The 26,943-nt window shown below is 69.9% G+C and carries 22 protein-coding genes and 1 pseudogene; 11 read left to right on the top strand and 12 right to left on the bottom strand.

The window, feature by feature from the left end; all coding sequences use genetic code 11:
• Positions 1–9: 9 nt before the first annotated feature.
• The 3 genes from KQY30_RS15625 to KQY30_RS15615 all read right to left on the bottom strand — a co-directional run bounded on the left by KQY30_RS15625 (position 10) and on the right by KQY30_RS15615 (position 2,872).
• A complete protein-coding gene (locus tag KQY30_RS15625; RefSeq protein ID WP_217307341.1) occupies positions 10–1,362 on the bottom strand; it encodes an ArsA family ATPase in 1,353 nt (450 codons plus the stop codon).
• Positions 1,359–1,574: a hypothetical protein gene (locus KQY30_RS15620; protein WP_217307340.1), complete on the bottom strand. Its 216-nt coding sequence runs from the start codon at positions 1,572–1,574 to the stop codon at positions 1,359–1,361. The genes KQY30_RS15625 and KQY30_RS15620 overlap by 4 nt, the downstream gene beginning before the upstream one ends.
• A gap of 332 nt (positions 1,575–1,906) precedes the next feature.
• Complete coding sequence (locus KQY30_RS15615; protein ID WP_217307339.1) at positions 1,907–2,872, bottom strand: ArsA-related P-loop ATPase; 966 nt, start codon at positions 2,870–2,872, stop codon at positions 1,907–1,909.
• Between the two features lie 72 nt (positions 2,873–2,944).
• Between KQY30_RS15615 and KQY30_RS15610 the strand changes: the two genes are divergently transcribed.
• The 4 genes and pseudogenes from KQY30_RS15610 (at position 2,945) to KQY30_RS15595 (ending at position 5,994) form a co-directional block, all read left to right on the top strand.
• The gene (locus KQY30_RS15610) at positions 2,945–3,106 is read left to right on the top strand and encodes a DUF4177 domain-containing protein (RefSeq protein ID WP_093601778.1); all 162 of its coding nucleotides are present in this window, start codon (positions 2,945–2,947) and stop codon (positions 3,104–3,106) included.
• A complete protein-coding gene (locus tag KQY30_RS15605; protein WP_217307338.1) occupies positions 3,103–3,576 on the top strand; it encodes a RidA family protein in 474 nt (157 codons plus the stop codon). The genes KQY30_RS15610 and KQY30_RS15605 overlap by 4 nt, the downstream gene beginning before the upstream one ends.
• Positions 3,577–3,883: 307 nt before the next feature.
• Positions 3,884–4,807: pseudogene (locus tag KQY30_RS15600) on the top strand (NUDIX hydrolase); the annotation flags it as partial.
• Between the two features lie 356 nt (positions 4,808–5,163).
• Entirely contained in the window at positions 5,164–5,994 is an 831-nt protein-coding gene (locus KQY30_RS15595; protein WP_217307337.1) for an MBL fold metallo-hydrolase, read from the top strand.
• Between the two features lie 251 nt (positions 5,995–6,245).
• Here the strand turns inward: KQY30_RS15595 and KQY30_RS15590 are convergent, their stop codons facing one another.
• Complete coding sequence (locus tag KQY30_RS15590) at positions 6,246–6,920, bottom strand: Crp/Fnr family transcriptional regulator (protein ID WP_015034542.1); 675 nt, start codon at positions 6,918–6,920, stop codon at positions 6,246–6,248.
• A 314-nt stretch (positions 6,921–7,234) separates the two neighbouring features.
• Between KQY30_RS15590 and nth the strand changes: the two genes are divergently transcribed.
• From nth to KQY30_RS15575, 3 genes are all read left to right on the top strand, one after another.
• Positions 7,235–8,215, top strand: a complete 981-nt coding sequence (gene nth / locus KQY30_RS15585) for an endonuclease III (RefSeq protein WP_217307336.1) — start codon at positions 7,235–7,237, stop codon at positions 8,213–8,215.
• A 316-nt stretch (positions 8,216–8,531) separates the two neighbouring features.
• A complete protein-coding gene (locus KQY30_RS15580) occupies positions 8,532–9,236 on the top strand; it encodes a CoA pyrophosphatase (RefSeq protein ID WP_217307335.1) in 705 nt (234 codons plus the stop codon).
• A 207-nt stretch (positions 9,237–9,443) separates the two neighbouring features.
• Complete coding sequence (locus tag KQY30_RS15575) at positions 9,444–10,643, top strand: MarP family serine protease (protein WP_217307334.1); 1,200 nt, start codon at positions 9,444–9,446, stop codon at positions 10,641–10,643.
• 194 nt (positions 10,644–10,837) lie between these two features.
• Here KQY30_RS15575 and KQY30_RS36430 read toward each other — a convergent pair whose 3' ends face one another.
• From KQY30_RS36430 to KQY30_RS15550, 6 genes are all read right to left on the bottom strand, one after another.
• Positions 10,838–11,017, bottom strand: coding sequence for a hypothetical protein (locus KQY30_RS36430; RefSeq protein ID WP_079023004.1), 180 nt, complete (start codon positions 11,015–11,017; stop codon positions 10,838–10,840).
• Between the two features lie 199 nt (positions 11,018–11,216).
• Entirely contained in the window at positions 11,217–12,143 is a 927-nt protein-coding gene (locus KQY30_RS15570) for an alpha/beta fold hydrolase (RefSeq protein WP_046496574.1), read from the bottom strand.
• The gene (locus tag KQY30_RS15565; RefSeq protein WP_217307333.1) at positions 12,140–12,634 is read right to left on the bottom strand and encodes a phage holin family protein; all 495 of its coding nucleotides are present in this window, start codon (positions 12,632–12,634) and stop codon (positions 12,140–12,142) included. Before KQY30_RS15565 ends, KQY30_RS15570 begins: the two co-directional genes overlap by 4 nt.
• Positions 12,635–12,679: 45 nt before the next feature.
• The gene (gene nhaA, locus KQY30_RS15560; protein WP_254407143.1) at positions 12,680–14,077 is read right to left on the bottom strand and encodes a Na+/H+ antiporter NhaA; all 1,398 of its coding nucleotides are present in this window, start codon (positions 14,075–14,077) and stop codon (positions 12,680–12,682) included.
• Between the two features lie 282 nt (positions 14,078–14,359).
• Positions 14,360–16,318: an acetate--CoA ligase gene (gene acs / locus KQY30_RS15555; protein ID WP_217307332.1), complete on the bottom strand. Its 1,959-nt coding sequence runs from the start codon at positions 16,316–16,318 to the stop codon at positions 14,360–14,362.
• 255 nt (positions 16,319–16,573) lie between these two features.
• Positions 16,574–19,375, bottom strand: a complete 2,802-nt coding sequence (locus tag KQY30_RS15550) for a bifunctional SulP family inorganic anion transporter/carbonic anhydrase (RefSeq protein ID WP_254407142.1) — start codon at positions 19,373–19,375, stop codon at positions 16,574–16,576.
• Between the two features lie 265 nt (positions 19,376–19,640).
• On the opposite strand from KQY30_RS15550, the gene KQY30_RS15545 reads away from it, so the two are divergent.
• On the top strand, positions 19,641–20,921 hold the full coding sequence (locus KQY30_RS15545) for a hypothetical protein (protein WP_217307331.1): 1,281 nt from the start codon (positions 19,641–19,643) through the stop codon (positions 20,919–20,921).
• A gap of 63 nt (positions 20,922–20,984) precedes the next feature.
• On the opposite strand, the gene KQY30_RS15540 is transcribed toward KQY30_RS15545, so the two are convergent.
• The gene (locus KQY30_RS15540; RefSeq protein WP_217307330.1) at positions 20,985–21,971 is read right to left on the bottom strand and encodes an ATP-binding protein; all 987 of its coding nucleotides are present in this window, start codon (positions 21,969–21,971) and stop codon (positions 20,985–20,987) included.
• A 102-nt stretch (positions 21,972–22,073) separates the two neighbouring features.
• Between KQY30_RS15540 and KQY30_RS15535 the strand changes: the two genes are divergently transcribed.
• Positions 22,074–22,961, top strand: coding sequence for an oxidoreductase (locus tag KQY30_RS15535; RefSeq protein ID WP_217307329.1), 888 nt, complete (start codon positions 22,074–22,076; stop codon positions 22,959–22,961).
• A gap of 368 nt (positions 22,962–23,329) precedes the next feature.
• Here KQY30_RS15535 and KQY30_RS15530 read toward each other — a convergent pair whose 3' ends face one another.
• Entirely contained in the window at positions 23,330–24,166 is an 837-nt protein-coding gene (locus KQY30_RS15530) for an HAD family phosphatase (protein WP_217307328.1), read from the bottom strand.
• A 511-nt stretch (positions 24,167–24,677) separates the two neighbouring features.
• Between KQY30_RS15530 and ssd the strand changes: the two genes are divergently transcribed.
• Both ssd and KQY30_RS15520 read left to right on the top strand, forming a co-directional pair.
• A complete protein-coding gene (gene ssd / locus KQY30_RS15525; protein ID WP_217307327.1) occupies positions 24,678–25,775 on the top strand; it encodes a septum site-determining protein Ssd in 1,098 nt (365 codons plus the stop codon).
• Positions 25,772–26,935, top strand: a complete 1,164-nt coding sequence (locus KQY30_RS15520; protein ID WP_217307326.1) for a TadA family conjugal transfer-associated ATPase — start codon at positions 25,772–25,774, stop codon at positions 26,933–26,935. Before ssd ends, KQY30_RS15520 begins: the two co-directional genes overlap by 4 nt.
• Positions 26,936–26,943: the final 8 nt, after the last annotated feature.

Genomic DNA, 26,943 nt, shown 5'->3' with positions numbered 1-26,943 from the left:
CCTCGCCGTTCAGGTCGTAGCACGACCGTCCGCGAGACGATCGCCGATGGCCCTGAGCCCTGCGAGGTCGTGAACATCGCCCGGCAGGGCGGCCACTTCGGCCACCGCCACCTCGGGATGCAGTGCGGTGAAGCGGTCGCGCGTCCGCTGCTCACGCGCGAGGACCTGCATACGCTCGGCGTGCAGGTGCAGCAGACCCGCGGTCAGTTGTTCCACAGTTGTGACAGAGCGTGCGTCAGAAGCCTGCGCGAACGTGGGATTCGACGCGGGCGCGGCGGGGTCGGGCGAGGCGTGATCTTCGGGGGATTCTGCGGCTGCGGCGGCTTCCGTGGCCTCGTACGTCCCGGGGGCTTCGGGAGAAGAGCCGTCCGGGGCAGCACCGCCACGCTCAACAGCCTTCCCAGCCTCCTGATCCACAATGCGGCCGTCTTCAAGATTTTCTGCCGCGGCCCTTGCCCGCTCGGCCGACAGCCGGGCGGCGCCGCTGCCATGGACCCGGTTGAGGACCAGCCCGGCCAGGGGCATCTCCTCGGCCGCCAGCCGCTCCACGAAGTACGCGGCCTCCCGCAGCGCGTCCCGCTCCGGAGCCGCGACCACCAGAAAGGCCGTGCCCGGTGCCTGGAGCAGCCGGTACGTGGCGTCCGCGCGCGTGCGGAAACCGCCGAACATCGTGTCCATGGCCGTCACGAACGTCTGAACATCGCGCAGGAACTGACCGCCCAGCAGTTTGCCCAGCGTCCCCGTCATCATCGACATACCGACATTCAGGAACTTCATCCCGGCCCGCCCGCCCATCTTCGCGGGCGCCATCAGCAGCCGGATGAACTTCCCGTCGAGAAAGGACCCGAGCCGCTTCGGCGCGTCCAGGAAGTCCAGCGCCGAGCGTGACGGCGGCGTGTCGACGATGATCAGGTCCCACTCGTCGCGGGCCCGCAACTGCCCCAGTTTCTCCATCGCCATGTACTCCTGCGTGCCCGCGAAACCGGCCGACAGGGACTGGTAGAAGGGGTTCTCCAGAATCGCCCGCGCCCGGTCCGCGTCGGCGTGCGCCTCGACGATCTCGTCGAAGGTCCGCTTCATGTCGAGCATCATGGCGTGCAGTTCGCCGGGGCCCTCCACGCCCTTGACCTGGCGCGGGGTGTTGTTGAGCGAGTCGATCCCCATGGACTGGGCCAGCCGGCGGGCCGGGTCGATGGTGAGGACGACCGCCTTCCGGCCGCGCTCCGCCGCTCGTACGCCCAGCGCCGCCGCGGTCGTCGTCTTGCCGACACCGCCGGAACCGCAGCACACGATGATGCGGGTGGCCGGGTCGTCGAGGAGCGGATCGATGGCGAGCGGGGCGGCAGCCGGGTGCAGGGTCATGCGAGGACCTCCCGGTCCTTCGGGTCCAGGGGCAGGTGGGCCAGGTACGCGTCGTGCGACACGACGCGGTGCGACACGAGCAGGCGGTACGACGCGTGTACCCGGTACGACACGAGTACGCGGCACGACGCGGGCAGGCGGTACGACACGGGCAGGCGGTACGACACGAGTACGTGCGCCAGAGGCAGGCGCGCCAGAGGTACGTGGGACATCGTGCGGGAGTGGCACATACGGCGGCGGTGCGACCGAGGCGTACGGCAGCGGGACGAGCAGTGGGACGAGCCGCGAGACGAGCGGTGGGAAACCGGAGGGGACGTACGGAGTCGGAAGCGGCGGGAGCCGGATGTACAGAAGCGGGAACCGCGGGAGCCGGACGTACGCAGTCGGGATCCGCTGGGGCCGGGCGTACGGGAGCGTGATCCGCGGGAGCCGGACGTGCGGAGTGGGAAGCCGCTGGAGCCGGATCTGCGGAGCGGATCTCCCGTACCGCCGTCACGGGCAGCGCCGCCGGCGCCGGAATCGCGGCCGGGCCAGGAACCCGGGCTCACGAGAAGGCCTTCCCCAGGCTCCGCAGTTCGGCCGCCAGCCGGTACAGACCCGCGAGGTCCATCCCCTCCCCGATCAGCGGCAATTCGTACGTGGGCAGCCCGAGCTTCGCCAGCACGCCCCGCTGCTCGCGTTCCAGCTCCACCCGCTGCGCATGCTCCGCGGCCTGTTCGAGCAGCGGCCCGACCAGCTTGGTCGGCGCGCTGAGCCCGGCGGCCGCGAGCGTCTTCGCGACCTCCTTGCGGCGGTCGCCCGCGGCGGCCCGGACGGCGGCCTCGTCGAGGAGATGCGGACGCACCATGTTCACGATCACCTTGCCGACGGGCAGCTCCGCGCCCTTCAGCTCGGTGATGCCGTCCGCGGTCTCCTGGACCGGCATCTCCTCCAGCAGCGTGACGAGATGCACCGACGTCTCCGGCGACTTCAGGACCCGCATCACCGCCTGCGCCTGATTGTGTATGGGGCCGATCTTCGCCAGCCCCGCCACCTCGTCGTTCACATTCAGAAAGCGGGTGATACGACCGGTCGGTGGCGCGTCCATCACCACGTAGTCGTAAGTGAAACGTCCCTGCCGGTCCCTGCGCCGTACCGCCTCACACGCCTTCCCGGTCAGCAGTACGTCCCTGACGCCGGGCGCGATCGTCGTCGCGAAGTCGATCGCGCCGATCTTCTTCAGCGCCCGGCCCGCGCTGCCGAGCTTGTAGAACATCTGGAGATAGTCGAGCAGGGCGCGCTCGGCGTCGATGGCCAGCGCGTACACCTCACCGCCGCCCGAAGCGACGGCGATTTTCCGCTCCTCGTACGGAAGGGCCTCCGTCTCGAAGAGCTGCGCGATCCCCTGTCTGCCCTCGACCTCGACCAGCAGGGTGCGCTTGCCCTCGGTCGCGAGGGCGAGCGCGAGGGCGGCGGCGACCGTTGTCTTACCGGTACCGCCCTTGCCGCTGACGACCTGGAACCTGCTCACGTATTCGAGCCTAACCAGTGGGGCCGCGGGCTACGCACGAGGCCGCCGCGCGGGGCGGCTACAGTCGGGCCCATGACCAAGTGGGAATACGCGACCGTGCCCCTTCTCGTGCACGCGACCAAGCAGATTCTGGACACCTGGGGCGAGGACGGCTGGGAGCTCGTCCAGGTCGTTCCCGGGCCGAACAACCCCGAGCAACTCGTGGCCTATCTGAAGCGGGAGAAGACAGCGTGAGCGGAGCCGTCGAGACGGCCCTCGCCGGACTGGGCCTGAAGCTGCCCGAGGTCGTACCGCCCCTGGCCGCCTATCAGCCCGCGGCCAGGACGGGCAGGTACGTCTACACCTCGGGGCAGCTCCCGATGGTGGAGGGCAAGCTTCCGGTCACCGGCAAGGTGGGCGCCGAGGTCAGTCCTGAAGAGGCCGTGGAACTCGCCCGTACCTGCGCGCTCAACGCGCTCGCCGCGGTCAAGTCGGTCATCGGCGACCTGGACCGTATCGCCCGCGTGGTCAAGGTGCTGGGCTTTGTCGCCTCGGCCCCCGGCTTCACCGGGCAGCCGGCCGTCCTGAACGGTGCGAGCGAACTGCTCGGGCAGGTCCTCGGCGAGCGTGGCGTGCACGCGCGCAGCGCGGTGGGCGTGGCGGTGTTGCCGCTGGACGCTCCGGTCGAGGTCGAGATCCAGGTCGAGCTGGTCCCGGAGGACTGATTCTTCTCGGGTTCCTCGGGGGTGCCTCGCGGGTGCTTTTCGGGTGCCTCCGGGTTCCTCTTCCTCTCGGGCGCCTGCTCGACGGCGGTCCTGCCCGGTACGCACGGGGTACGACGCGTACCGGGCGGCCGTCTTTCCTTGAGGTGGCAGAGGCGGTCGGCTGAGGCGGGCGGCTCTGCTGGGCACGGGTGCCTCAGGCCATGAGCCTGAGCGCTTTGCCGGGCATGAGCGCCTCGCTGAGCATGAGTTGCCCCACTGCGCCTGAGTTCCCCTCGAACCTCACCGCCCCAGCGCATAGCATCCGGCCATGCCGAATGGTCAGTGGTACCCGCCCGAATGGCCGATGCGGATCCGCGCCCTCGCCGCCGGTGAGATCACCCCGGCGGAGCCCCGGCGGGCCGCGACGGTGATGCTCCTGCGCGACGGACCGCCCGGCTCGACGAGTACGGACACGGGGCCCGACGGTCCCGGTCACGGTCCCGGCACCGATCTGGGTGCCGGTCCCGGTCCCTACGTACATATGCTGCGCCGACGCGCCTCCATGGCCTTCGCTGCGGGCGCGTACGCGTACCCCGGCGGCGGGGTCGATCCCAGGGACGACGACCGGGTCGTACGGTGGGCTGGGCCGCCCCGTGACGTATGGGCGCGCCGGCTCGGCGTCGACGCCGCCTCCGCGCAGGCCATCGTGTGTGCGGCGGTACGGGAAACCTACGAGGAGGCCGGAGTCCTCCTCGCGGGCGAGTCCGCGGGGACGGTCGTGAGCGACACCACGGGCGACGACTGGGAGGCCGACCGGGCCGCCGTGGCCGCCCACGAACTGTCCTTCGCGGAGTTCCTGGACCGGCGCGGGCTGGTGCTGCGCAGTGACCTGCTGGGCGCGTGGGCCCGCTGGATCACACCGGAATTCGAACCGCGCCGCTACGACACCTGGTTCTTCGTGGCCGTGCTCCCGGCCGGGCAGCGTACGAGGAACGCCTCCACCGAGGCCGACCGTACGGTGTGGATCCGACCCGCCGAGGCGACACGGGCGTACGACAGGGGCGAGCTGCTGATGATGCCGCCGACCGTCGCGATGCTGCGTCAGCTCCAGTCGTACGGTTCGGCCGGCGAGGCGCTCGCCGGGGCCGACGGCCGGGACATGGCGCCCGTACTGGCGACGGCGCGGCTGGAGGGCGAGGAACTGGTACTGAGCTGGCCCGGGCACGACGAGTTCACCAAGCGCGTGGACCCGGCGGGACAGGCCGGGCCTGCTGGACCTGCCGGGCCTGATTCGGAACAGGTAGAGGGGCTGGGGCTGGGGCGTGAGCCGGAGCCAGGGCCGGGGCAGGCGTCCGGGCCGGAGCGGGAGTCGGGGCAGGTGCCTGATTCGGAGTGCGGGCCGGATGCCGGAGGTGCCTCCGACGCCGTACCCTCCGACGCCATAGCCACCGATGGCGCCGTATCGCCCGGTGCCGCCGTACCCGCCGCCGATGCTGCCGTGCTCGCCGCCGATGCCGCCGTACCTGCCGCTGATACCGCCGTACCCGCCGCCGCCGGCCCGAGCGCGCAGCACCCGGGCAGCGGCCACACCCCGACCGGAGGCCCCCGATGACCGACGCCGCCGCCCTCCCCGGCCAGCCGCGGGGCGGGGTGCTGTCCGGCCCGGCGACCGCGCGCGCCGTCAATGTCCTCGCCCCGAACGCCTCCCCGATGACCCTGGACGGCACCAACACCTGGATCGTCTCGGAGCCGGACTCCGAGCGGGCCGTCGTCATCGACCCCGGTCCGCTCGACGACGTACATCTCAAGGCCGTCATCGCCGCCGCCGAGAACGCCGGCAAGCGGATCACGCTGACCCTGCTCACCCATGGCCATCCGGACCACGCGGCCGGCGCGGCGCGCTTCGCCGCCCTGACACGCACCCATGTACGGGCCCTGGACCCGGCGCTGCGACTGGGGGACGAGGGGCTGGCGGCCGGGGACGTCGTCACCACCGGCGGTCTTGAACTACGGGTCGTCCCCACCCCCGGCCACACCGCCGACTCGCTCTGCTTCCATCTGCCCGCCGACCGCGCGGTGCTGACCGGTGACACCGTCCTCGGTCGCGGTACGACGCTGGTCGCCCACCCGGACGGCAGGCTCGGCGACTATCTGGACTCACTGCGTCGACTGCGTTCGCTGGCGGTCGACGACGGGGTCCATACGGTGCTGCCGGGGCACGGGCCCGTACTGGACGACGCCCAGGGCGCGATCGAGTTCTACCTCGCCCACCGGGCCAGCCGGCTCGCCCAGATCGAGACGGCCGTGGAGAACGGCTACCGTACGCCTGCCGAAGTGGTCGCCCATGTGTACGCGGCCGTGGACCGCTCGCTCTGGCCGGCCGCGGAACTCTCCGTACGGGCGCAGTTGCAGTACCTGCGCGAGCACGGACTCATCTAGTCCCTGTCCGGCACCAGTCCCTGTCCGGCACCAGTCCCTGTCCGGCGGGGATCCGGGCGCTGATCCGGCTGCGGGTCCGGGGGGCGGGGTGGGGTGCGGTTCCGGCCAGTTCCTGCGCGATTAAACGATTTACGCGATCGTCGGACCGGGCGGTCCCGGGCGGTCGCGGACAGTCTCGGTCGGCCGCAACACCGAAGGGTCCCCTCCGGCTGGAGGAGACCCTTCGAGTGGAAGTGCCTGTACGCGGTTGCTCAGCGCGAGCGCTTCGCCAGCCGCTCCACATCCAGGAGGATCACCGCGCGCGCCTCAAGCCGCAGCCACCCTCGCTGCGCGAAGTCGGCGAGCGCCTTGTTCACCGTCTCGCGGGAGGCGCCGACAAGCTGGGCCAGTTCTTCCTGTGTCAGGTCGTGGACGACATGGATGCCCTCCTCCGACTGCACACCGAAGCGGCGCGACAGATCGAGGAGCGCGCGCGCCACCCGGCCCGGGACATCGGAGAAGACCAGGTCGGACATCTGGTCATTGGTCTTGCGCAGCCGCCGGGCGACGGCGCGGAGCAGGGCCGTGGCCACCTCCGGGCGCGCGTTCAGCCAGGGCTGGAGATCGCCGTGGCCGAGGCCCAGCAGCTTGACCTCGGTGAGCGCGGTCGCGGTGGCGGTGCGCGGGCCCGGGTCGAAGAGGGACAGCTCACCGATCAGCTCGCCGGGGCCGAGCACGGCCAGCATGTTCTCGCGGCCGTCGGGGGAGGTGCGGTGGAGCTTGACCTTGCCCTCCGTGACCACGTACAGCCGGTCGCCGGGATCGCCCTCGTGGAAGAGCGCGTCACCACGCGCGAGCGTCGCTTCACTCATCGAGGCGCGCAGCTCTGCCGCCTGCTCGTCATCGAGCGCCGCGAAGAGCGGGGCACGCCGCAGAACGTCGTCCACGTGTTCTCTCCTTGTCGACCTGCTCAGGGAACTGTGGTCCCCACCTGCGCGGGAACCGTCGTCCCCATGATGCCGTACGTGCCGCTTCTTCTCGGGTGGCTTGGCATCCCTGGGCCGTTCGGCCCTCCGCCGGATTCCGCTTGTCCGAAACCATGCGATCAGTCACAAGTTTGACGTACGTACGTGCGTTCAGGTGCCCCCTGTGCCGATTCGGGTGGTGATCGGCCATGGCCGGGGCGGATGTCAGTGCGGGGCTTTAGGCTGGCCGAGTGTCGAATCCGCCGATGACAGCGCAGGCCAAGGGGGCTGGAAGAGTGTCAGCGGAGCCAAATTCCGCTGTGGGCGAACAGCCCTCGGCGAAACCGAAAAAAGCCGCAAAAGGATCCACGAAGAGTTCCGTGAAGGGTTCCGCGAAGGCGCCCGCACAGGGCAAGGGACCCGCACAGGCCAAGGAGTCCGCACGGGGCAAGGAGACCGCGAAGGGACCGGCCGCGGGTGCCAAGGGCGCGGGTGCGGGCGCGGGTGCCAAGCCCGAGTCGCGGCTGGCCATGGTCCGCCGCGCCCGCCGGATGAACCGCGAGCTGGCCGAGGTCTATCCGTACGCCCACCCCGAGCTGGACTTCCGGAACCCGTTCGAGCTGCTGGTGGCCACGGTCCTGTCCGCGCAGACGACCGACCTCCGGGTCAACCAGACCACGCCCGCGGTCTTCGCGAAGTACCCGACGCCCGAGGACATGGCCGCGGCCGTGCCTGAGGAGCTGGAGGAGATCATCCGGCCCACGGGCTTCTTCCGGGCCAAGGCGAAGTCCCTGATAGGGCTGTCCACGGCGCTGCGCGACAACTTCGACGGCGAGGTCCCGGGCCGGCTGGCCGATCTCGTCTCGCTGCCGGGCGTGGGCCGCAAGACGGCGAATGTGGTCCTGGGCAATGCCTTCGGCGTCCCCGGCCTCACCGTCGACACGCACTTCGGCCGGCTGGTCCGCCGCTGGAAGTGGACCGAGCAGGAGGACCCGGAGAAGGTCGAGGCGGAGATCGCGGCCATCTTCCCCAAGAGCGAGTGGACCATGCTCTCGCACCGGGTGATCTTCCACGGCCGGCGTATCTGCCACTCCCGCAAGCCGGCCTGCGGTGCCTGTCCGATCGCACATCTCTGCCCGTCGTACGGCGAGGGCGAGACGGACCCGGAGAAGGCGCGGAAGCTGCTCAAGTACGAGATGGGCGGCTATCCGGGCCAGCGGCTGAACCCGCCCCCCGACTACCCGGGCAAGGCGGCCGCGCCGATGGGTGCCGTATGAGAGGCGCGTCACAGGCTGCGTCGGCGTTACCGGCGACGCCTGCCTCACGACCTGCTCCTGCTTTACGAGCCGCCTCTGCCTTACGAGCTGCTCCTGTCTTACGAGCCGCTCCGGCCTTACGCGCTACGCCTGCCTTACGAGCTGCTCCTGCCTTGGGCGCGACGCCTGCCTTACGCGCCACGGCGGGCGGCATCCGGAGGCCCAGGTCCGGCAGGCGCCGCTCGGGCGGTGCGGCGTACGCGCGGGGGACTACGGTACGAGGCCGCCCGGGCGGAACGATCCGGCCGGTGGAAGGCGTTGAGCGACAGGGGTGCCTATGACACGAGCCGACAAGACCTACGACGATCCGAGGACCGGGATCGCCGTGACCGCCGACGGGCTGCCGGAGTGGCTGGCCCCCGTCGAGCGCGCCGCGCAGACCGTGGCGCCCGAGCAGCTCAGCCGTTTTCTGCCGCCGGCGAGCGGACGCGGACGGCAGTCCGCCGTGCTCATACTCTTCGGCGACGGCCCCCGGGGTCCCGAGCTGCTGTTGATGGAGCGGTCGACCAGTCTGCGTTCGCATCCGGGACAACCCTCGTTCCCCGGCGGCTCCCTCGACCCCGAGGACGGCGATCCGGCCACGACCGGACCGCTGCGGGCGGCGCTGCGCGAGGCCGAGGAGGAGACCGGCCTCGATCCGTCGGGCGTCCAGCTCTTCGGCGTACTGCCGAGGCTCTACATCCCGGTGAGCGGTTTTGTGGTGACACCGGTCCTCGGCTGGTGGCGCAGCCCCACCCCCGTCGGCGTCGTCGACCCCGCGGAGACCGCCCGGGTCTTCACCGTGCCCGTGGCGGATCTCACGGACCCGGCCAACCGCGCGATCGCACGCCACCCCAGCGGGCATCACGGCCCGGCCTTCCTGGTGGCTTCTGCCCTGGTATGGGGCTTTACGGCCGGGGTGATCGACCGGATTCTGCATTTCGCGGGATGGGAGCGGCCGTGGGACCGCTCGAAGCAGGTCCCACTCGACTGGCACACATGACAGTCTGGCCCTCATGCTGTGCCCTTCCGGGGGCGGTGACCCTATCCGGGCCCTGTGACCGTGGCGGATTCCGCCACGGCTCGCCGGGCCCGGCCGCCGACCGGACGGGGACGGGGGGCCGTACCACCACCGGCCGGGCGGCGGCCCGTACCGCCGGCCTGGCCGGGCGACCGAGACGTATCCGCGAGGCTAGCGAGGCAATTGACGGTGAACGTGCTGGACATCCTGCTGCTGCTCGCCGCCGTATGGTTCGCGGTCGTCGGATACCGCCAAGGCTTTGTCGTGGGCATCCTGTCCGTGATCGGCTTCCTCGGCGGCGGCCTTGTCGCGGTCTATCTGCTGCCCGTGGTCTGGGCCAGGCTCACCGCCGACTCCGAGGTCTCCACCACGGCCGCCGTGGTCGCGGTGGTCATAGTGATCGTCTGCGCCTCCGTGGGCCAGGCCTTCACCACCCATCTCGGCAACAAGCTGCGCAGGCACATCATTTGGTCGCCCGCCCGCGCCCTGGACGCCACCGGCGGTGCGCTGGTCAATGTCGTGGCCATGCTGCTGGTCGCCTGGCTGATTGGTTCGGCCCTCGCGGGTACGTCACTGCCGACGCTCGGCAAGGAGGTCCGCAGCTCCAAGGTGCTGCTCGGGGTCTCCCGGGTGGTGCCCGCGCAGGCGTCGACCTGGTTCACGGACTTCTCGTCCGTCCTCGCGCAGAACGGTTTCCCGCAGGTCTTCAGCCCGTTCGACAATGAGCCGATCACCGCGGTCCGGCCCCCGGACCCGGCGCTCGCGGGCAGCCCGGTCGCGGCCCGCGCCCAGAGTTCGATAGTCAAGGTCGTCGGTACGGCGCCGAGTTGCGGCAAGGTCCTCGAAGGCTCCGGCTTCGTCTTCGCCGAACGCCGGGTCATGACCAACGCGCATGTGGTCGGGGGCGTCGAGGAGCCCACCGTCCAGATAGGCGGCGAGGGCAAGCTGTACGACGCCAAGGTCGTCCTCTACGACTGGCGGCGCGACATCGCCGTACTGGACGTGCCCGATCTGCCGGCCACGCCGCTCCAGTTCACCGACTCGGACGCGGTGACCGGCGACGGCGCGATCGTCGCGGGCTTCCCGGAGAACGGCGCGTACGACGTACGCTCCGCGCGCGTCCGCGCCCGTATCAACGCCAACGGCCCGGACATCTACCGGCGCGGCGAGGTGCGACGCGATGTCTACTCGCTGTTCGCGACCGTACGCCAGGGCAACTCCGGCGGTCCGCTGCTCACCCCGGAGGGCAAGGTGTACGGAGTGATCTTCGCCAGGTCGCTCGACGACCCGCAGACCGGCTATGCCCTGACGGCCGATGAGATCCGCGACGACATCGCGCTTGGCAGGACCGCCAACCAGCAGGTCGACACCGACCAGTGCGCGCTGTAGCGGAAGGCTTCCGAGCCCGGTCGTAGCCGAAGGCGCAAGTCCGGTGCCGGACAGGTCTGGCACCGGACCGGCCCGGTCGCAGCCCGAGGTCGCAAGTCCGGCACTGGACAGGCCTGACGCCGGACCGGCCCGGTGCCGGACCGGCCCGGTGCCGGACCGGCCCGGTGCCGGACAGGTCTGGCGCGGGAGAGGGCCTAGCTGCGCTGGTGGCGGAGTCGGGCCGAGACCCAGCGCGCCCTCCGGCGGAGAATCAGGGAAATGCCGAGCCGCGGATCATGGCCCTGACCTTCCGCGCCGCCCCTCTTGTGGGGGATCGGCCCAGCGGCCGAGCGGCGGTTGCGTGCTGCGTCACCGTAGTCGTGCGTCCAGCCCATACCCCGACGTCTGCCCGGGCCCCATGGTCGGTAACCGTACGGGAGAGGGCCAATTGGCCTATGCGCGAGGCAATTGGCTGTTCGTAGGACAAGCGTTCAGCGGGTGACCATAACGGCCCAGGGGCGCCGCCGTGCGGCCCTGCTGATCAGCCGTTCGGATCACCGGTCCGGGTGATGGTCGGTGATTCGGGTTATATGGTCAGCGATCCGGTTCGGGGTCCTGGAGCCAGTTGATGAGCTCTGAGGAGAACGCCGCCGGATCCTCCTCGTGCGGGAAGTGCCCCAGCCCATCGAACAGCCTCCAGCGGTAGGGCGCTTCCACATATTCGGCCGATCCCGCCGTGCTGCGCGTCCGCATGGCCGGATCCAGCGACCCGTGCAACTGGAGTGTGGGCACCCGTACCGCGCGCTTCATCCGCCGGTTGAACTGGATGCCGTCGGGCCGCGCCATCGACCGCACCATCCACCGGTACGGCTCGATCGAGCAGTGAGCCGTCGACGGGATCGTCATCGCACGCCGGTAGATCTCGATCGACTCGTCGTCCGGCAGCCCGGGCCCGGACCACTCCCGGATCAGCCGTCCCACCAGCGCCGCGTCGTCCGCGACAAGCTGACGCTCCGGCAGCCATGGGCGCTGGAAGCCCCAGATATAGGAACCGGCCCGGCTCTGCGAGAAGTCGGACAGCATCGCCGAGCGCCACCGCCGCGGATGCGGCATCGAGGAGACCGCGAGCCTGCGCACCAGCTTGGGCCGCATCACGGCCGCGGTCCAGGCGAGATAGCCGCCCAGATCATGCCCGACGAGCGCGGCGTCGGGCTCACCGAGGGATCGCACCACCCCGGTGATGTCGAGGGCCAGATTGGCGGGGTCGTACCCCCTGGGCGTACGGTCGCTGCCGCCCACCCCGCGCAGATCCATGGCCACCGCCCGGTAGCCGGCGTCCGCGAGCGCCGTGAGCTGATGCCGCCAGGTCCACCAGAACTGCGGAAAACCGTGGAGCAGCAGGACCAGCGGCCCCTCGCCCACCTCGGCGATATGGAAGCGGGCACCATTGGCCGCCACATCCCTATGTGTCCAGGGACCAGGAAGACGGACGGCAGAGGCCGGCGAATCAGCGGCGGTCATACAGACGAGCGTGCCACAGACGTGACGCGCTTCCCCACCTCGCGTGGGTGGGGCTTGACGTTCTGCAGCACCGCGGCCGTCTGCTTCGCCGAGGCGATGCTCTTCTCCGGCGGCTTGACCTTCTTGAACTTCAGCAGGGCGAGCCCGGCGGCCAGCGCGGCGAGCACCAGAAACGCTCCGCCGACGATCAGGAACGACCAGGCGAGCCCGAGCCCCAGATTGTGGATCCCGTACGCGGCGGCGAAGCTCAGCACCGGCAGCGAGAACAGCGCGAAGACACCGGCGATGCTGATCGCGGCACCGCCCATCGCGCCCCGCCTGACGTCCTGTCGGATCTCGGCCTTGGCCAGGGCGATCTCGTCATGCACCAGCGCGGACATCTCGGCGGTCGCCGAGGCGACCAACTGACCGATACTGCGGTCGGTGCCGACGGGCTCGACCACTGTGCCGGTCCGGACAGCGTCGGCGACATGCTTGCCGGGGTCGCTCATCGTGACTCCCTCTTCTCGCTTCTGTGCTACGGATCCGATGTCCGATCATGCCGGACTGTTGCCGTTGCCGCGCGCCGCCCCCGCGTGTTCCGCCAGCCTGCGGTGCTCCGCGGCCTTCGCCTCGTACAGCGCCGCCATGCGCAGGTGGTACGCCGGATCGTCCTGCTCATAGATGTCGGGTATGCCGTCGAGGTCCTCGTCACGTTCTTCCTCCTCGCACAGCACACGGTAGGTGCGGACCCGCATCTTGAGGAGGGCACAGGATATGACGGCGGCGATCAGCGAACCGGTCAGGACGGCCGTCTTCACCTCGTCGGTGAGGACCGGATCGTTGGCGAAGGCCAGCTCGCCGATGAGCAGCGAGACCGTGAACCCGATCCCGGCGAGCGAGGCGAGGGCCAGGACATCGGGCCAGGCCAGGTCGTCGTTCAGCTCCGCCCTGGTGAAACGGGCGGCCAGCCAGGTGCCGCCGAAGATCCCGACGGCCTTGCCGACGACCAGTCCCAGGACGACCCCGAGGGTTTCCGGCTGGGTGAAGACCTCGCCGAGCGCGCCGCCGAAGACGGGGACACCGGCGGAGAAGAGAGCGAAGAGCGGTACGGCCAGACCTGCCGAGACCGGCCGTACGAGATGCTCGATCCGCTCGCCCGGCGACTGCTTCTCGCCTTCCCTCCGGTGGCAGCGCACCATCAGGCCCATCGCGACACCGGCGATGGTGGCGTGGACGCCGCTGTTGTACATCAGGCCCCAGATGACCAGCGCCAGCGGTACGTACACGTACCAGCCGCGCACCCCCTTCCTCAGCAGCAGCCAGAAGACGGCGAGGGCCGCGACGGAGCCGCCGAGCGCCGCGAAGTTCAGATCGCTGGTGAAGAAGATCGCGATGATCAGGATCGCGAAGAGGTCGTCGACGACCGCGAGGGTGAGCAGGAATGCGCGCAGCGCGGAGGGGAGCGAGGTGCCGATGACCGCGAGGACGGCCAGCGCGAAGGCGATATCGGTGGCCACGGGCACGGCCCAGCCATCCAGGTTCCCGCCGCCGACCACGTTGACCAGTACGTACACCAGCGCGGGTACGGCCATACCGGAGAGCGCCGCTATCACGGGGAGCACGGCTGCCTTGGGATCGCGCAGTTCGCCCGCGACCAGCTCACGCTTCAGCTCGATACCGGCGACGAAGAAGAAGATGGCCAGCAGACCGTCCGCTGCCCAGTGCTGTACGGAGAGGTCGAGGCCCAGGGCGGCGGGCCCGAAGTGGAATTCGCTCAGGGATACGTAACTGCCGCTCAGCGGAGTGTTCGCCCAGATGAGAGCGATGACGGCGGCGACCAGCAGAATCACACCGCCGACGGTCTCGGCGCGCAGCGCGTCCGCGAGATAGTTCCGCTCGGGCAGCGACAGGCGTCCGAGGAACTTGCGGGTGGGGGGCGTGGGCGCTGACACGGGTCTTGACCTCCGGGTCGGTTCTGTGCGATCGGCGAACATGACGGATCGCATGCCGACCAGACTTCCCGGCGCACCCACAATCTTGTTGAGCTATTGACGCGCTGCCCACCTTACCCGGGGTGCGCGGAACATGTATCCGATGATCTCCTGATCTCCTGGTCTTCACGCGGAGCGGTACGGCACAGAGCGGGGCGCCCGGCACGATGGATGTGCCGGGCGCCCCGCTCTGCGCATGCGTACCCGTGGTGGTGGGGGCGTGCCCCGCCGTACCGCTGCCGCTCAGTCCTCGCTCGCCGCTGTGGGCAACTGCCGCTGGATCAGCTCCATGACGGAGGAGTCGGTGAGGGTGGTGACATCCCCGAGCTGGCGGTTCTCGGCGATATCGCGCAGCAGCCGTCGCATGATCTTGCCGGAGCGGGTCTTGGGCAGCTCCGCGACCGGCAGGATCCGCTTCGGCTTGGCGATCGGGCCGAGCGCGGTGCTCACATGGTTGCGGAGTTCTGCGACAAGACCGTCGTCGACGGTCGCGCTGCCGCGCAGGATCACAAACGCCACGATGGCCTGACCCGTGGTCTCGTCGGCCGCGCCGACCACGGCGGCCTCGGCGACCTTGGGGTGGGAGACCAGCGCGGACTCGACCTCGGTGGTGGAGATGTTGTGGCCGGAGACCAGCATGACGTCGTCGACCCGGCCCAGCAGCCAGATGTCGCCGTCGTCGTCCTTCTTGGCGCCGTCCCCGGCGAAGTACTTGCCCTCGAAGCGCGACCAGTAGGTGTCGATGAACCGCTGGTCGTCGCCCCAGATCGTACGGAGCATGGAGGGCCACGGCTCGGTCAGGACCAGATAGCCGCCGCCCCCGTCCGGCACCTCATTGGCCTCGTCGTCGACGACGGTCGCGGAGATACCGGGAAGGGCCCGCTGCGCCGAGCCGGGCTTGGTCTCCGTGACCCCGGGAAGCGGGGAGATCATCATGGCGCCGGTCTCGGTCTGCCACCAGGTGTCCACGATCGGGGTCTTGCCCGCGCCGATGTTCTCCCGGTACCAGATCCAGGCCTCGGGGTTGATCGGCTCGCCGACCGAACCCAGGACGCGCAGGGAGGTCAGATCGAACTTGGCGGGGATGTCGTCGCCCCACTTCATGAACGTACGGATCGCCGTCGGCGCCGTGTAGAGGATCGTGACCCCGTACTTCTGGACGATCTCCCAGAAGCGGCCCTGGTGCGGGGTGTCGGGCGTGCCCTCGTACATGACCTGGGTGGCGCCGTTGGCGAGCGGCCCGTAGACGATGTACGAGTGGCCGGTCACCCAGCCGATGTCGGCGGTGCACCAGTACACGTCCGACTCGGGCTTGAGGTCGAAGACGGCGTGGTGGGTGTAGGACGCCTGGGTGAGATAGCCGCCCGAGGTGTGCAGGATGCCCTTCGGCTTCCCCGTCGTACCCGAGGTGTAGAGGATGAACAGCGGGTGCTCCGCGCCGAACGCCTCCGGGGTGTGCTCCGCGGACTGGCGGCCCACGATGTCGTGCCACCACACATCACGGGTGTCGTCGAAGGCGGTGTCCTGGCCCGTACGCCGTACCACCAGCACATGCTCGACCTGCGGGCACCTGGTCACGGCCTCGTCGATGGCGGGCTTGAGCGCGCTCGGCTTGCCCCGGCGGTAGCCGCCGTCGGCGGTGATCACCAGCTTGGCGTCGGCGTCCTGGATACGGGAGGCGACCGCTTCGGCGGAGAAGCCGCCGAAGACCACGGAGTGCGCGGCTCCGATCCGCGCGCAGGCCAGCATCGCGACGGCGGCCTCGGGGATCATCGGCAGATAGACCGCGACCCGGTCGCCCTTGCGCACTCCCAGCTCGGCGAGGGCGTTGGCGGCGCGGGACACCTCGTCCTTCAGCTCCGCGTAGGTGATCGCGCGGCTGTCGCCGGGTTCGCCCTCGAAATGGATCGCGACCCGGTCGCCGTGGCCGGCCTCCACATGGCGGTCGACGCAGTTGTACGCGACATTCAGCTCGCCGTCCGCGAACCACTTCGCGAACGGCGGGTTCGACCAGTCCAGCGTCTCGGCCGGCTCGGTGACCCAGGTGAGCCGCCTCGCCTGCTCGGCCCAGAAGCCAAGCCTGTCCGCCTCGGCCCGCTCGTACGCCTCCGCCGTCACATTGGCGTGCGCGGCCAGCTCGGCCGGCGGCGCGAACCGCCGCTCCTCCTTGAGCAGGTTGGAGAGGGAAGAAGTCTCGCTCATCGCTCCCCCTCCGTCCTCGGCAGGTTGGCCAGGCTTTCGTTGCTCACGACATCTCCCTTTCCCAGGGCGTCCTATGTGTCCCGGGCCTAGCTCATCAGGCGGATGCCCGGGTGACAAGGGTGTTCCGGAAATTGGTTTAGACCTATGCGGCGCCTGCCCCGCTGCGGCGTTCCGTACGGTGCTGGGCGGCCCTCCCTTCCGGGGCAAATGAGGAAGGGGCGCCACACACTCTCACGGATGGGGCAGGGGCCGGGTTCAGGCGCGCGACTCCTCCAGCGTGGTCGGGGTCACCCGGTTGAACACCTCTTCGCCGGCTCCGCCGCCGAGGCCGGTGCCGATGCCGTCCGCCAGGAGATAGGCCTGGGCCTCGCCGACATGGAAGTACATACCGTGCAGCTCCAAGGTGCCCTCGGCCAGTCTCCGCGCCACCGATTCCTGGGCCCGCAGATGCTGCAACTGCTGGACCACATTGGTGAGACAGAGCTGCTCGACCGCGTCGGCCGGCAGCCGTCCGGCGATCCGGGCCCAGGAGTGGTGCGGGCTTCTCATCCGCTCCAGGCTGGGCAGGCCATGGCGCAGCCAGCGCCGCAGAGGTGTCGGAGGCTCGTCGTCCGCGTCGTCAGGCGCGTTGAGCAGGGCCTGCATCGCACCGCACCCCGAGTGCCCGCAGATGGTGATGGAGTCCACCCGCAGCACATCGACCGCGTACTCGATCGCCGCGGCCACCGAATCGTCCGTACCCCCGCCGTCCGTCCCCGGCAGCGGCACCAGATTGCCGACGTTCCGTACGGTGAAGAGGTCGCCCGGGCCGCTTGATGTGATCATGCTGGTGACCAGCCGGGAGTCGGCGCAGGTGAGGAAGAGCTGCGAGGGCTGCTGGCCCTCCCGCGCCAGCCGCGCCAGTTCGTCGCGCATCAGCGGCGCCGTGTTTCGCTGGAAAGAGCTGAGCCCGCTGGCCAGTTGACGGATGCCCGGAGTCAGGCCCGGGCCTCCAGTTCCTTCAGCTCCTTCCTGTCCGTCCGACCGGGCTTGGCCGGGCCGGTGAGTCTCGTCCCACGGATCGCCGCCGGATCCAACGCCGGATCCAACGCCGTTGACAGCGCCCTTGACCTCGGTGGCCTGGACCGCGGCAGCGTTGGGCCCGATGGCGTTGACCCCGGCAGCGGTGGCCCCGGTGGTGTTGACCCCGACAGCGTTGGCCTCGGCGCCGTCGGGCCGGTCGCGGCGCGGCCAGAAGTCGGCCGAAGCCCCGCCTCCGGTCCGGCCGTTGGCCGCGTGCTCCTTCCCCACCGCCCCCACGCCGGCGTAGCTGGGCTCCTTGGATCTCGCGGCGGCTGGCTGCTCCGATGTCGCGTGCTCATCCGTGGGATGCCGGCCGCAGTGGTGGTTGCGCCAGGACGTCCAGGGCCGGCAGCAGGCATGGAACTCGACCGCGGGTTCGAGCTGCGCGCCCGCGCCGCCGGTGAACTCTGCCGTACCGCCCCGGGCGATATGCGCGGCCCGCCAGTCGTACAGAGCCTCATGCGCCGCGTGGTCCATGAAGGACCCGTCCAGCTCGATGACACAGTCCGCGCCGTCCGGCACCTGTTGCAGCATCCGGCTGAGCCTCGGCACGGCGAGGAACGTCAACTGCCCGCGCGCATGGATACGGTGCACACCGCTCTGCTCCTCCGTGGTGATCCGCGTCCTGGTCAGGCGGTGCAGCGACAGCGCGACCGCCACCGCGATCCCGATGACCACGCCTTCCAGCACACCGGTGAACACGACCGCGGCCAGCGTCGCCACGTACACCACCAACTCGCGGTTCCGCCGCACGTTCCGCATATGCGTGAGGTTCACCATCTGGATTCCGACGAACATCACCAGCGCCGCCAGGGCCGCAAGCGGGATCAGATCGAGTACGGGCACCAGCAGCAGGGCCGCGACCGCGATCCACAGGCCGTGCAGCATGGTCGAATTCCTGCTGACGCTCCCGGCCGCCACATTGGCGGCGCTGCGCACGGCGACCCCGGTGATGGGCAGTCCGCCGAGCGCGCCGGATACGACATTGCCCGCGCCCTGCCCGGCCAGCTCCCGGTCAAGACGGGCCGGCGGGATCTGGACACGCGGCGCCTTGCGGCCGGCCACCAGCTTGTCCACGGCGACAGCGGAGAGCAGCGACTCGACACTTCCGACGATCGTGACGGTGAGTACGGCCGCGAGCAGCCCCAGCACCGGCCCCTCGGGCAGTTCGGGCATGGCATGGCTCCGCCAGGAAGGCAGATCGACGCGCTCCAGACTGAGCCCGACCAGGGCGGCCGCGGTCGTCGCCACGGCCACTGTGGCGAGCGCGGCCGGAACCTTCCGTACGATCCGGCCCACGCGGCCCGGAATCCGCGGCCACACCAGCAGCACCGCGATGGTCAGGGCGCTCACGGACAACGCGCCCGGATGCAGATTGGCCAACTGGGCGGGCAGCCCCAGCACATTGGCGACGGCCGAGCTCTGGGGCGAACCGCCGAGCACGATATGAAGCTGGGCGAGGGCGATGGTGACGCCGATGCCCGCGAGCATGCCGTGCACGATCGCCGGGCTGACGGCCAGCGCCGACCGGGCCACCCGCAGCGCCGAGAGGGCGAGTTGCGCGAGCCCGGCGCCGATGGTGATGGCGCAGGTGGTGCGCCAGCCGTACCGCTGGATCAAATCGGCCGTCACGACCGTGAGTCCGGCCGCGGGCCCGCTGACCTGGAGCGGTGCGCCGCCCAGCCGGCCGACGACCAGCCCGCCGACCGCGGCCGCGACCAGACCCGCTTGGAGCGGTGCGCCGGTGGCGAGCGCGATGCCCAGGGAGAGCGGCAGCGCGATCAGAAAGACGGAGATCGAGGCGGACAGATCCGCCCCGGCGATCCGGAAGCGGCGCCCGCCCGGAGGCGGGCTGTGGGGTCTCCCGAAGCGCGAGATCCGGCGGAATCGGGATCTGGCAGTGGTGCGGCTCGTCTGCGAGGCGTGGTCGGTACGGGTGCTGACGCAACTGGACATGTTCTCCGTCTCCTCCGGGGGCGGCGCGGTCGCGGGCATGAGCGCGGCCGTGAGGCACGGCGTGCAGCAGCGGAATGCGCAGCTCAACTATTGGTAAACGGATCGTAATGGAGGGTAAAGATTGCGGCAGGATTTTCCGGGCAAATAGGTCAACCATTCACCTGTGTCAGTGATTAGTGATTTTGTACGGCTTGTCGTTTCTTCGTCTCGTCGGCCCTGATGCGACGGTGTCCACGCTCGGCGCCGTGTCGGCAGTCGCCGCTCGGCACTTCGGTACTGAAACCTGAAGGAAGAGGGTGGGCGGATGCTGGCCGTTACTAGGAGAACCGCCTTCGGCGCCGTCGTCACGGCGCTTGTCGTGGGCATGGCCGGATGCTCCGGGCCGGAGGCGGAGGAAGCCCGGAAGGACGCCCCCGCGGCCAAGAAGGGACCCGGCGCCCCCAAGGCGATCGTCAAGCTGATCGGTGACGGTTCGACCGCGTTCACCGGCGCCCAGCCCAATCTGGCCAAACCCGAGCGGCTCAAACCGGGGGAGCAGCCCCCGCAGTTCGTGGTGTTTTCGTGGGACGGGGCCGGCGAGGACAGCCAGCAGCTCTTCTCCCACTTCCGCGAGCTGGGCAAGAAGTACAACGCGACCATGACGTACTTCCTGAGCGGCGTCTATCTGCTGCCGGAGGAGAAGGCGGAGCAGTACAAACCGCCCCAGCACTCGCCCGGCAGTTCGGACATCGGCTTCAACGACATCAAGGGGATCAAGGCCACCCTGCGCGAGCTGCGTGCCGCCTGGAACGACGGCAATGAGATCGGCACCCACTTCAACGGCCACTTCTGCGGCGACGACGGCGGTGTCGGCACCTGGTCCGTCGAGGAGTGGAAGAGCGAGATCAAGCAGGCCATGTCCTTCGTGAAGAACTGGAAGACCAATGCCGGACTGAAGACCGAGGCCCCGCTGCCGTTCGACTACGACAAGGAGATGGTCGGCGGCCGCACGCCCTGCCTGGAAGGGCAGAAGAACATGATGAAGGCGGCGCGGACGGTGGGCTTCCGCTACGACTCCAGCGGGATCAGCAACCAGGTCTGGCCCAAGAAGACCGAGGGCATGTGGGACATCCCGCTCCAGCTCGTACCCGTACCGGGCCGGGACTTCGAGACCCTCTCGATGGACTACAACTTCATGTGGAACCAGTCGGGTACGGTCTTCGGCGACCCGTCACAGCACACCTACTGGGGCAACCAGATGCGGGACGGTCTGCTCCAGGCCTTCGACCGCGCCCACAAGGGCAACCGGGCCCCGCTGATCATCGGCAACCACTTCGAGTCCTGGAACGGCGGTACGTACATGCGCGCCGTCGAGCAGACGATCAAGAAGATCTGTGTGCAGAAGGACGTACGGTGCGTGTCGTTCCGTCAGCTCGCCGACTGGCTGGACGTACAGGACCCGGCGCAATTGGCCAAGCTGCGCACGCTCCGCGTCGGCCAGGCTCCGAAGGGCGGGTGGGAATCCTTCCTGGCCACGGCGGCCGCGGGCCCGAAGGGCAGCGGCGGCCCGTCGTCCCAGCCGTCCGGCCACGCCGAGAAGCACTGACGGCCCGCGGTGGCCCCGGCCGCGTGGACCGGGGCCGCTCCGCGGCGGCTGGGGCCGTACGTACTACGACGGCTGAGGCACGGCGAGGGTCTCGCTGAGCACGAAGGCCGGGTCGATCTGGGCGGCCAGGTCGATACCCGTCTTCGCGTTGCCCCAGCTCTTGGCGTTCTTCAGATGGAAGTGGACCATCTGCTGCGTGTACCGCTCCCAGTCGCGGCGCTCGTACGAATCCTCCGCCGCGTCCTGGAGTGTCTGGAGCGCGCAGCGGTTGTCCGCCTCCAGCAGATCGAACGGGGCCGGCCTGCCCTTCTCCATGGCCCGGACCCAGTCCGAGTGCCCCACCGTGATCAGCAGGTCGTCGCCGACCTCCGTACGCAGGAAGTCCAGGTCGTCCTGGCCCTGCACCTTGTTGCCGACGACCGCCAGCGAGACACCGAAGTCCCGGGCGTACTCCTTGTACTGGCGGTAGACGGACACCCCCTTGCAGGTCGGCTCGGCCACCAGGAACGTCATGTCGAACCGGGTGAACATCCCGGAGGCGAACGAGTCCGAACCGGCCGTCATGTCGACGACCACATACTCCTCGGGGCCGTCGATCAGATGGTTGAGGCACAGCTCCACCGCGCCGACCTTGGAGTGGTAGCAGGCCACCCCCAGATCGGACTCCGTGAACGGTCCTGTGGCCATCAGCCGGATCTCGCCGCTGTCGAGCGAGACGGTCCGGGCGCAGGCGTCGTACACCGGGTTGTCCTCAAGGACCCGCAGCAGCCGCGAGCCCTCGCCCGGCGGCGTGGTCTTGATCATCGCCTCGGCGGAGGCGATCCGTGGATTGCCGCCGCGCAGATACTCCTTGATCAGCGGAAGGTGCGCCCCCATCGCGGGCAGCGCGGCGGCCTCCCTCTCGTCGAGGCCGAGCGCGGCCCCGAGATGCTGGTTGATATCGGCGTCCACCGCGATGACGGGGGCCTCGTTGGCGGTGAGATGGCGGATGAAGAGCGAGGACAGCGTCGTCTTGCCGCTGCCGCCCTTGCCTACGAAAGCGATCTTCATGTTCACATAGGGTAGTGGTGATCTCGCTCAAGGTGACCAATTGGCGTGACGAAGACCACTCCAAGGTGGGGCGCACGCCATGGGCGCGTAGCCTCCCTACTTATGAGTACGACAGCCTCTGACGCCTTCTTCGCGCCGCGGCCGGAGGATCCCCTGGCCGCGCTGGCCGCCCTCCCGGGGGTCCCCGGCGCGGTGGAATCCGTACGCGCGGCGGTCGACCGCGTCTACAGCCACCGTGTTATGCGGCGCCGCAGCAACGAAGTCACCTCGGAGGCGGCCCTGCGCGCAGCACGCGGCTCCGCAGCGCTGTCCGGCGCCGACTGGGCGCTCGAAGAGGTACGCCGACGCACTGACTTCGGCTCGGATGCCGAGGCGCGTACGGTCGGCGCGGCCCTGCGGCTCAACGCGGAGGCCGGTCAACTCCTTTCCATCTGGGCGCAGTCGCCGCTGCGCGTTCTGGCCCGGTTGCATCTGGTGGCCGCGGGTGGCGCCGGTGTCCCGGACCGTACGGTGGGCCGGCCCCGGCTGGCGGGCGAGCCGGTGACCGAGGTGCCCGGGAGCGAGGTGCCCGGGACGGGCGGGCCGCTGGCCGAGGCTCCGCTGCCCGCCGCGGACGAGGTCGCGGGACGGCTGGAGGGGCTGTCCGAGCTGATTGTCGCCGCGAGCCCCGCCCCGGCCCTGGTGACTGCCTCGGTGGTGCACGGCGAACTGCTCGCGCTGCGTCCCTTCGGCTCGTACAACGGTCTGGTGGCGCGGGCGGCCGAGCGGGTCGTGCTGGTCGGCAGCGGTCTCGACCCCAAATCGGTCTGCCCGGCGGAGGTCGGCCACGCGGAGCTGGGGCGCGCTGCGTACGCCGCCGCCTTCGAGGGCTATCTCTCGGGGACTCCCGGCGGCATGGTGGCGTGGATCACCCACTGCGGACGCGCGGTGGAGCTGGGTGTCAGGGAATCGATCGCCGTCTGCGAGGCGCTTCAGCGGGGCGCGGCCTGATCGGCGCTGCCCGAACGGGGTTGCGGCGGCACCCAGTTGGCGCCGCCGCCCGTATGTCCACCGAGTTACCAAGCGTCCTCGATAAGTTGCCCATCAGGTCGGGTGCTTTGCCCGTCGCCTGGTGCGGCTGGCCCGTATTCGACGGGTCGACGTCGCGTGGGTACTCCGTTTTCATACTTCGGTCCGTGGGGCCTTATGCGTTAACTGGTGATCCTCTCGGATGTCCTTGGTCTCGCGGGCCGTTGAATCCTTTGTACTCCAGCCTGCGGTAATGCGGAACCCTTACTCGCACTTCTTTACTTTTAGCTTCAAATAAGGGCGAATCGGTCATGTGTTGATGGCTTTCTGTCGGCTGCGTCAATTTCCGGTCAGGCGGGTGTGGACTGGCGTCGCCGGCTGGCGTACCAGACCAGTCCGGCCGTGGCCGCGGCGGCACCGACGGCCGCTGCCGCGACCAGTGCCGGGCGGGGCGGCATGGAGAACGCGGGCAGCCGCTGCTTGAGCCGAACGGGCCGGTTGAAGACCAGAATCGGCCAATCTCGCGCCAGCGCCTCGCGGCGGAGCGCGCGGTCCGGATTGACGGCGTAGGGGTGGCCGACCGACTGGAGCATCGGTACGTCGGTGAAGGAATCGCTGTAGGCGTAACAGCGGGACAGGTCGTACCCCTCGGACTCGGCGAGCGCCTCGATCGCCTCGGCCTTGGTGGGTCCGTACGCGTAGTACTCCACCTCGCCCGTGAAGCAGCCGTCGGCGCCGACGACCATGCGGGTGGCCACGACCCGGTCGGCTCCGAGCAGCTCGCCGATGGGCTCGACGACCTCCGCGCCGGAGGTGGAGACGATCACCACATCGCGGCCGGCGGTGTGATGGTCTTCGATGAGGGACGCTGCCTCGTCGTAGATGATCGGGTCGATGAGATCGTGCAGTGTCTCGGCGACGATCTCCTTGACCTGCTGGACGTTCCAGCCCTTGCAGAGCGCGGAGAGGTACTCCCGCATCCGCTCCATCTGGTCGTGATCGGCTCCTCCGGCGAGGAAGACGAACTGCGCGTATGCGGTACGCAGTACGGCGCGGCGGTTGATCAGGCCGCCTTGGTAGAAGGACTTGCTGAAGGTCAGCGTCGATGACTTCGCAATGACCGTCTTGTCCAGGTCAAAGAAGGCTGCTGTGCGCGGCAAGGAGTGGTTTTCCACGGGCATGAGCATATGCGCCCACCATTCGGCGTAAGCTCGGGCGCGTGGGTTTGCCTGAGAAGGCTCTCGGGTACACCATGGAAGTCACGGATCGTTCGCGACCGTGCTAACCCGGTCCGGCTCCTCCCCCCCGAGTCGGCCGTGGGGACGACCCCCGCTCTCCCCCCCGGCGGGGGTCGTCGCATGTCCGGACGCGTTTTGGGCTCTCCATCACGCCGTCCTCCTCTTCTCGGTGGCTCTGTGCGGCGGCCTCTCTCCATGTATACGCGTCACGGTGCGTAGTCGGTGCGCTGCTCTCCGGAAGTCACCGGTATGAGCGAGCGGGATATTCACAACTGGTGAGTTGTCCACAGTTTTCGAGCAAGATCCACACGATTTTCCGTTCCGCCGCACGGTGATTCCTGTCGCGAAGTTCGCGGAAGCCGGAATCGCCGATACCGGATGAGTGCGAGATCGCGAGAGAGCGTTCGCAGATCCGGATCGGGACAGAGATAGATAGGGGGCGGAGATCGTGGCTGGATCCATGACATCCGATCGGTCGGAGGTCGCCGAAGGACGCGGGGCGGGACCGCTGATCGTCACCGAGGACATGGGGTTGCTCGACGATCTGCTGCGGCTGTGCGCCGCGGCGGGCGCCGAGCCGCAGGTGCACCACTCGGTGCCGGAGCGCAAGGAGATCTGGGAAGAGGCCCCGATGGTGCTCGTCGGGGACGACGCGGCGGCACGGTGCCGAGGCGCCACCCGCAGGCGGGGTGTGATGCTCGTCGGGCGTGACCAGGACGACCCCGAAGTCTGGCGGCGGGCGGTGGAGATCGGCGCCGAGTGCGTGCTGCGGCTGCCCGACGCGGAGAGCTGGCTCGTCGACCGGATCGCGGACGCCGTAGAGGGCGTGGGCCGCCAGGCGCTGACGGTCGGAGTCATCGGCGGTCGGGGCGGTGCCGGGGCCTCGACGCTGGCGTGCGCCCTGGCCGTCACCGCGGCGCGGGCCGGCCGCCGCACGATGCTCATCGACGCCGATCCGCTCGGCGGCGGGCTCGATGTGCTGCTCGGCGGAGAGCAGGCGGAAGGCAGACGATGGCCGGATTTCGCGGCTTCCAAGGGGCGGGTCGCGGGCGGGGCGCTGGAGGAGTCGCTGCCCCGTCTCCACGCACTGCGGGTGCTGAGCTGGGACCGAGGAGACTCGGTGGTGATCCAGCCGGAGGCGATGCGGTCGGTGCTCGCCGCCGCCCGCAGACGCGGTGGTGTCGTGGTCGTGGATCTGCCGCGCCGTGTCGACGAGGCCGTGGCGGAGGCGCTGGCCCAGCTCGATCTGGGGCTGCTGGTCGTCCCCGCAGAGCTGCGGGCCGTCGCGGCGGCCCGCCGGGTGGCCTCGGTGGTGAGCATGGTGCTCCCGGACCTTCGGGCGGTGGTCCGCGGTCCGTACGCGGCCGGACTGGACGAGCAGTGGATCGCCGACGCGCTCCGGCTCCCGCTCGCGGGCGAAGTGCCACTGGAGCCGGGCCTGCCGCAGGCCCAGGACGGCGGGGTGCCGCCGGGGGCCCGGGCGCGCGGACCGCTGGCCGCGTTCTGTACGGCCTTCTGGGAGCGTGCGCTGGCCGGGGACGGGAGCGTGGCGTCATGACCGCCGGGACGGCCTCCGGAGGGCTGCTGGACGCCGTACGGCAGCGGCTCGCACAGAGCGGCGCGGATCCGACACCGGCACGCGTGGCGGCTGCGCTACGGGCACAGGGGCGGTTGCTGGGCGATACGGAAGTGCTGGGCGCCGCCGAGGAGTTGCGGTGCGAGCTGGTCGGCACCGGGCCGTTGGAGGCGCTGCTCGCCGACCCGTCGGTGACCGATGTGCTGGTCTCCGCGCCCGACCGGGTGTGGGTGGACCGGGGCGGCGGTCTTGAGCTGACGGCGGTGTCGTTCGCCGACGCCGCTTCCGTACGAAGGCTGGCTCAGCGGCTCGCCGCGGTGGCGGGACGCCGGCTGGACGACGCCAGACCCTGGGTGGACGCCCGGCTCCCCGACGGAACCAGGATGCACGCGGTGCTGCCACCGGTGGCGGTCGGCTCGACGTATCTGTCGCTGCGGGTGGTGCGGCCGAAGGCGTTCTCTCTGGGCGAGTTGACCGCGGCGGGGACGGTGCCGCCGGGTGGCGAGAGCGTGCTGCGGGCGCTGATCGAGGCCCGGCTGTCGTTCCTGATCAGTGGCGGCACGGGTACGGGAAAGACAACGCTGCTCTCGACCTTGCTGGGCCTGGTCGGGGCGCGGGAGCGGATCGTACTGGCCGAGGATTCGGCGGAGTTGAGGCCCGACCATCCGCATGTGGTGCGATTGGAGGGCCGGCCGGCCAACCAGGAGGGCGCGGGCCTGGTCGAACTGCGCGATCTCGTCCGGCAGGCGCTGCGGATGCGACCCGACCGGCTGGTCGTCGGCGAGGTGAGAGGCCTTGAAGTCACCGAACTGCTGGCCGCTTTGAACACTGGCCACGAAGGTGGCTGCGGCACTGTCCATGCCAATACAGCGGCGGACGTTCCCGCTCGGCTGGAGGCCCTGGGGACGGCCGCGGGCCTTGACCGGACGGCGCTGCACAGCCAGTTGGCGGCCGCGCTCTCGGCCGTGATCCATCTCGTGAGGGACCGGGACGGGCACCGCAGGATCGCCGAGGTGCACGTGCTGGAGCGGGACACCGCCGGGCTGGTGGTGCCCGTGCCCGCGCTGAGCTGGGGAGCCGAGGGCTTCGCGTACGAGCGGGGCTGGCCACGGTTGCGGGAGCTGATCGGGGGTGCGCTGTGACGGGCCTG

The organism is Streptomyces sp. GMY02 (genome assembly GCF_019056675.1).
GTDB lineage: Bacteria > Actinomycetota > Actinomycetes > Streptomycetales > Streptomycetaceae > Streptomyces > Streptomyces odonnellii.
Note: the sequence above shows the minus strand (reverse complement) of the source record. Positions and strands in the feature narration are given on the sequence as shown.

Bases quoted from the DNA above. Each gene is read 5' to 3' on its own strand.
- KQY30_RS15625 (WP_217307341.1), bottom strand. From the start codon at position 1,362: ATGACCCTGCACCCGGCTGCCGCCCCGCTCGCCATCGATCCGCTCCTC.
- KQY30_RS15620 (WP_217307340.1), bottom strand. From the start codon at position 1,574: ATGTCCCACGTACCTCTGGCGCGCCTGCCTCTGGCGCACGTACTCGTG.
- KQY30_RS15610 (WP_093601778.1), top strand. From the start codon at position 2,945: ATGACCAAGTGGGAATACGCGACCGTGCCCCTTCTCGTGCACGCGACC.
- KQY30_RS15595 (WP_217307337.1), top strand. From the start codon at position 5,164: ATGACCGACGCCGCCGCCCTCCCCGGCCAGCCGCGGGGCGGGGTGCTG.
- KQY30_RS15580 (WP_217307335.1), top strand. From the start codon at position 8,532: ATGACACGAGCCGACAAGACCTACGACGATCCGAGGACCGGGATCGCC.
- KQY30_RS36430 (WP_079023004.1), bottom strand. From the start codon at position 11,017: ATGGGCTGGACGCACGACTACGGTGACGCAGCACGCAACCGCCGCTCG.
- KQY30_RS15570 (WP_046496574.1), bottom strand. From the start codon at position 12,143: ATGACCGCCGCTGATTCGCCGGCCTCTGCCGTCCGTCTTCCTGGTCCC.
- KQY30_RS15565 (WP_217307333.1), bottom strand. From the start codon at position 12,634: ATGAGCGACCCCGGCAAGCATGTCGCCGACGCTGTCCGGACCGGCACA.
- acs (WP_217307332.1), bottom strand. From the start codon at position 16,318: ATGAGCGAGACTTCTTCCCTCTCCAACCTGCTCAAGGAGGAGCGGCGG.
- KQY30_RS15550 (WP_254407142.1), bottom strand. From the start codon at position 19,375: ATGCCCGCGACCGCGCCGCCCCCGGAGGAGACGGAGAACATGTCCAGT.
- KQY30_RS15545 (WP_217307331.1), top strand. From the start codon at position 19,641: ATGCTGGCCGTTACTAGGAGAACCGCCTTCGGCGCCGTCGTCACGGCG.
- KQY30_RS15540 (WP_217307330.1), bottom strand. From the start codon at position 21,971: ATGAAGATCGCTTTCGTAGGCAAGGGCGGCAGCGGCAAGACGACGCTG.
- KQY30_RS15535 (WP_217307329.1), top strand. From the start codon at position 22,074: ATGAGTACGACAGCCTCTGACGCCTTCTTCGCGCCGCGGCCGGAGGAT.
- KQY30_RS15530 (WP_217307328.1), bottom strand. From the start codon at position 24,166: ATGCTCATGCCCGTGGAAAACCACTCCTTGCCGCGCACAGCAGCCTTC.
- ssd (WP_217307327.1), top strand. From the start codon at position 24,678: ATGACATCCGATCGGTCGGAGGTCGCCGAAGGACGCGGGGCGGGACCG.
- KQY30_RS15520 (WP_217307326.1), top strand. From the start codon at position 25,772: ATGACCGCCGGGACGGCCTCCGGAGGGCTGCTGGACGCCGTACGGCAG.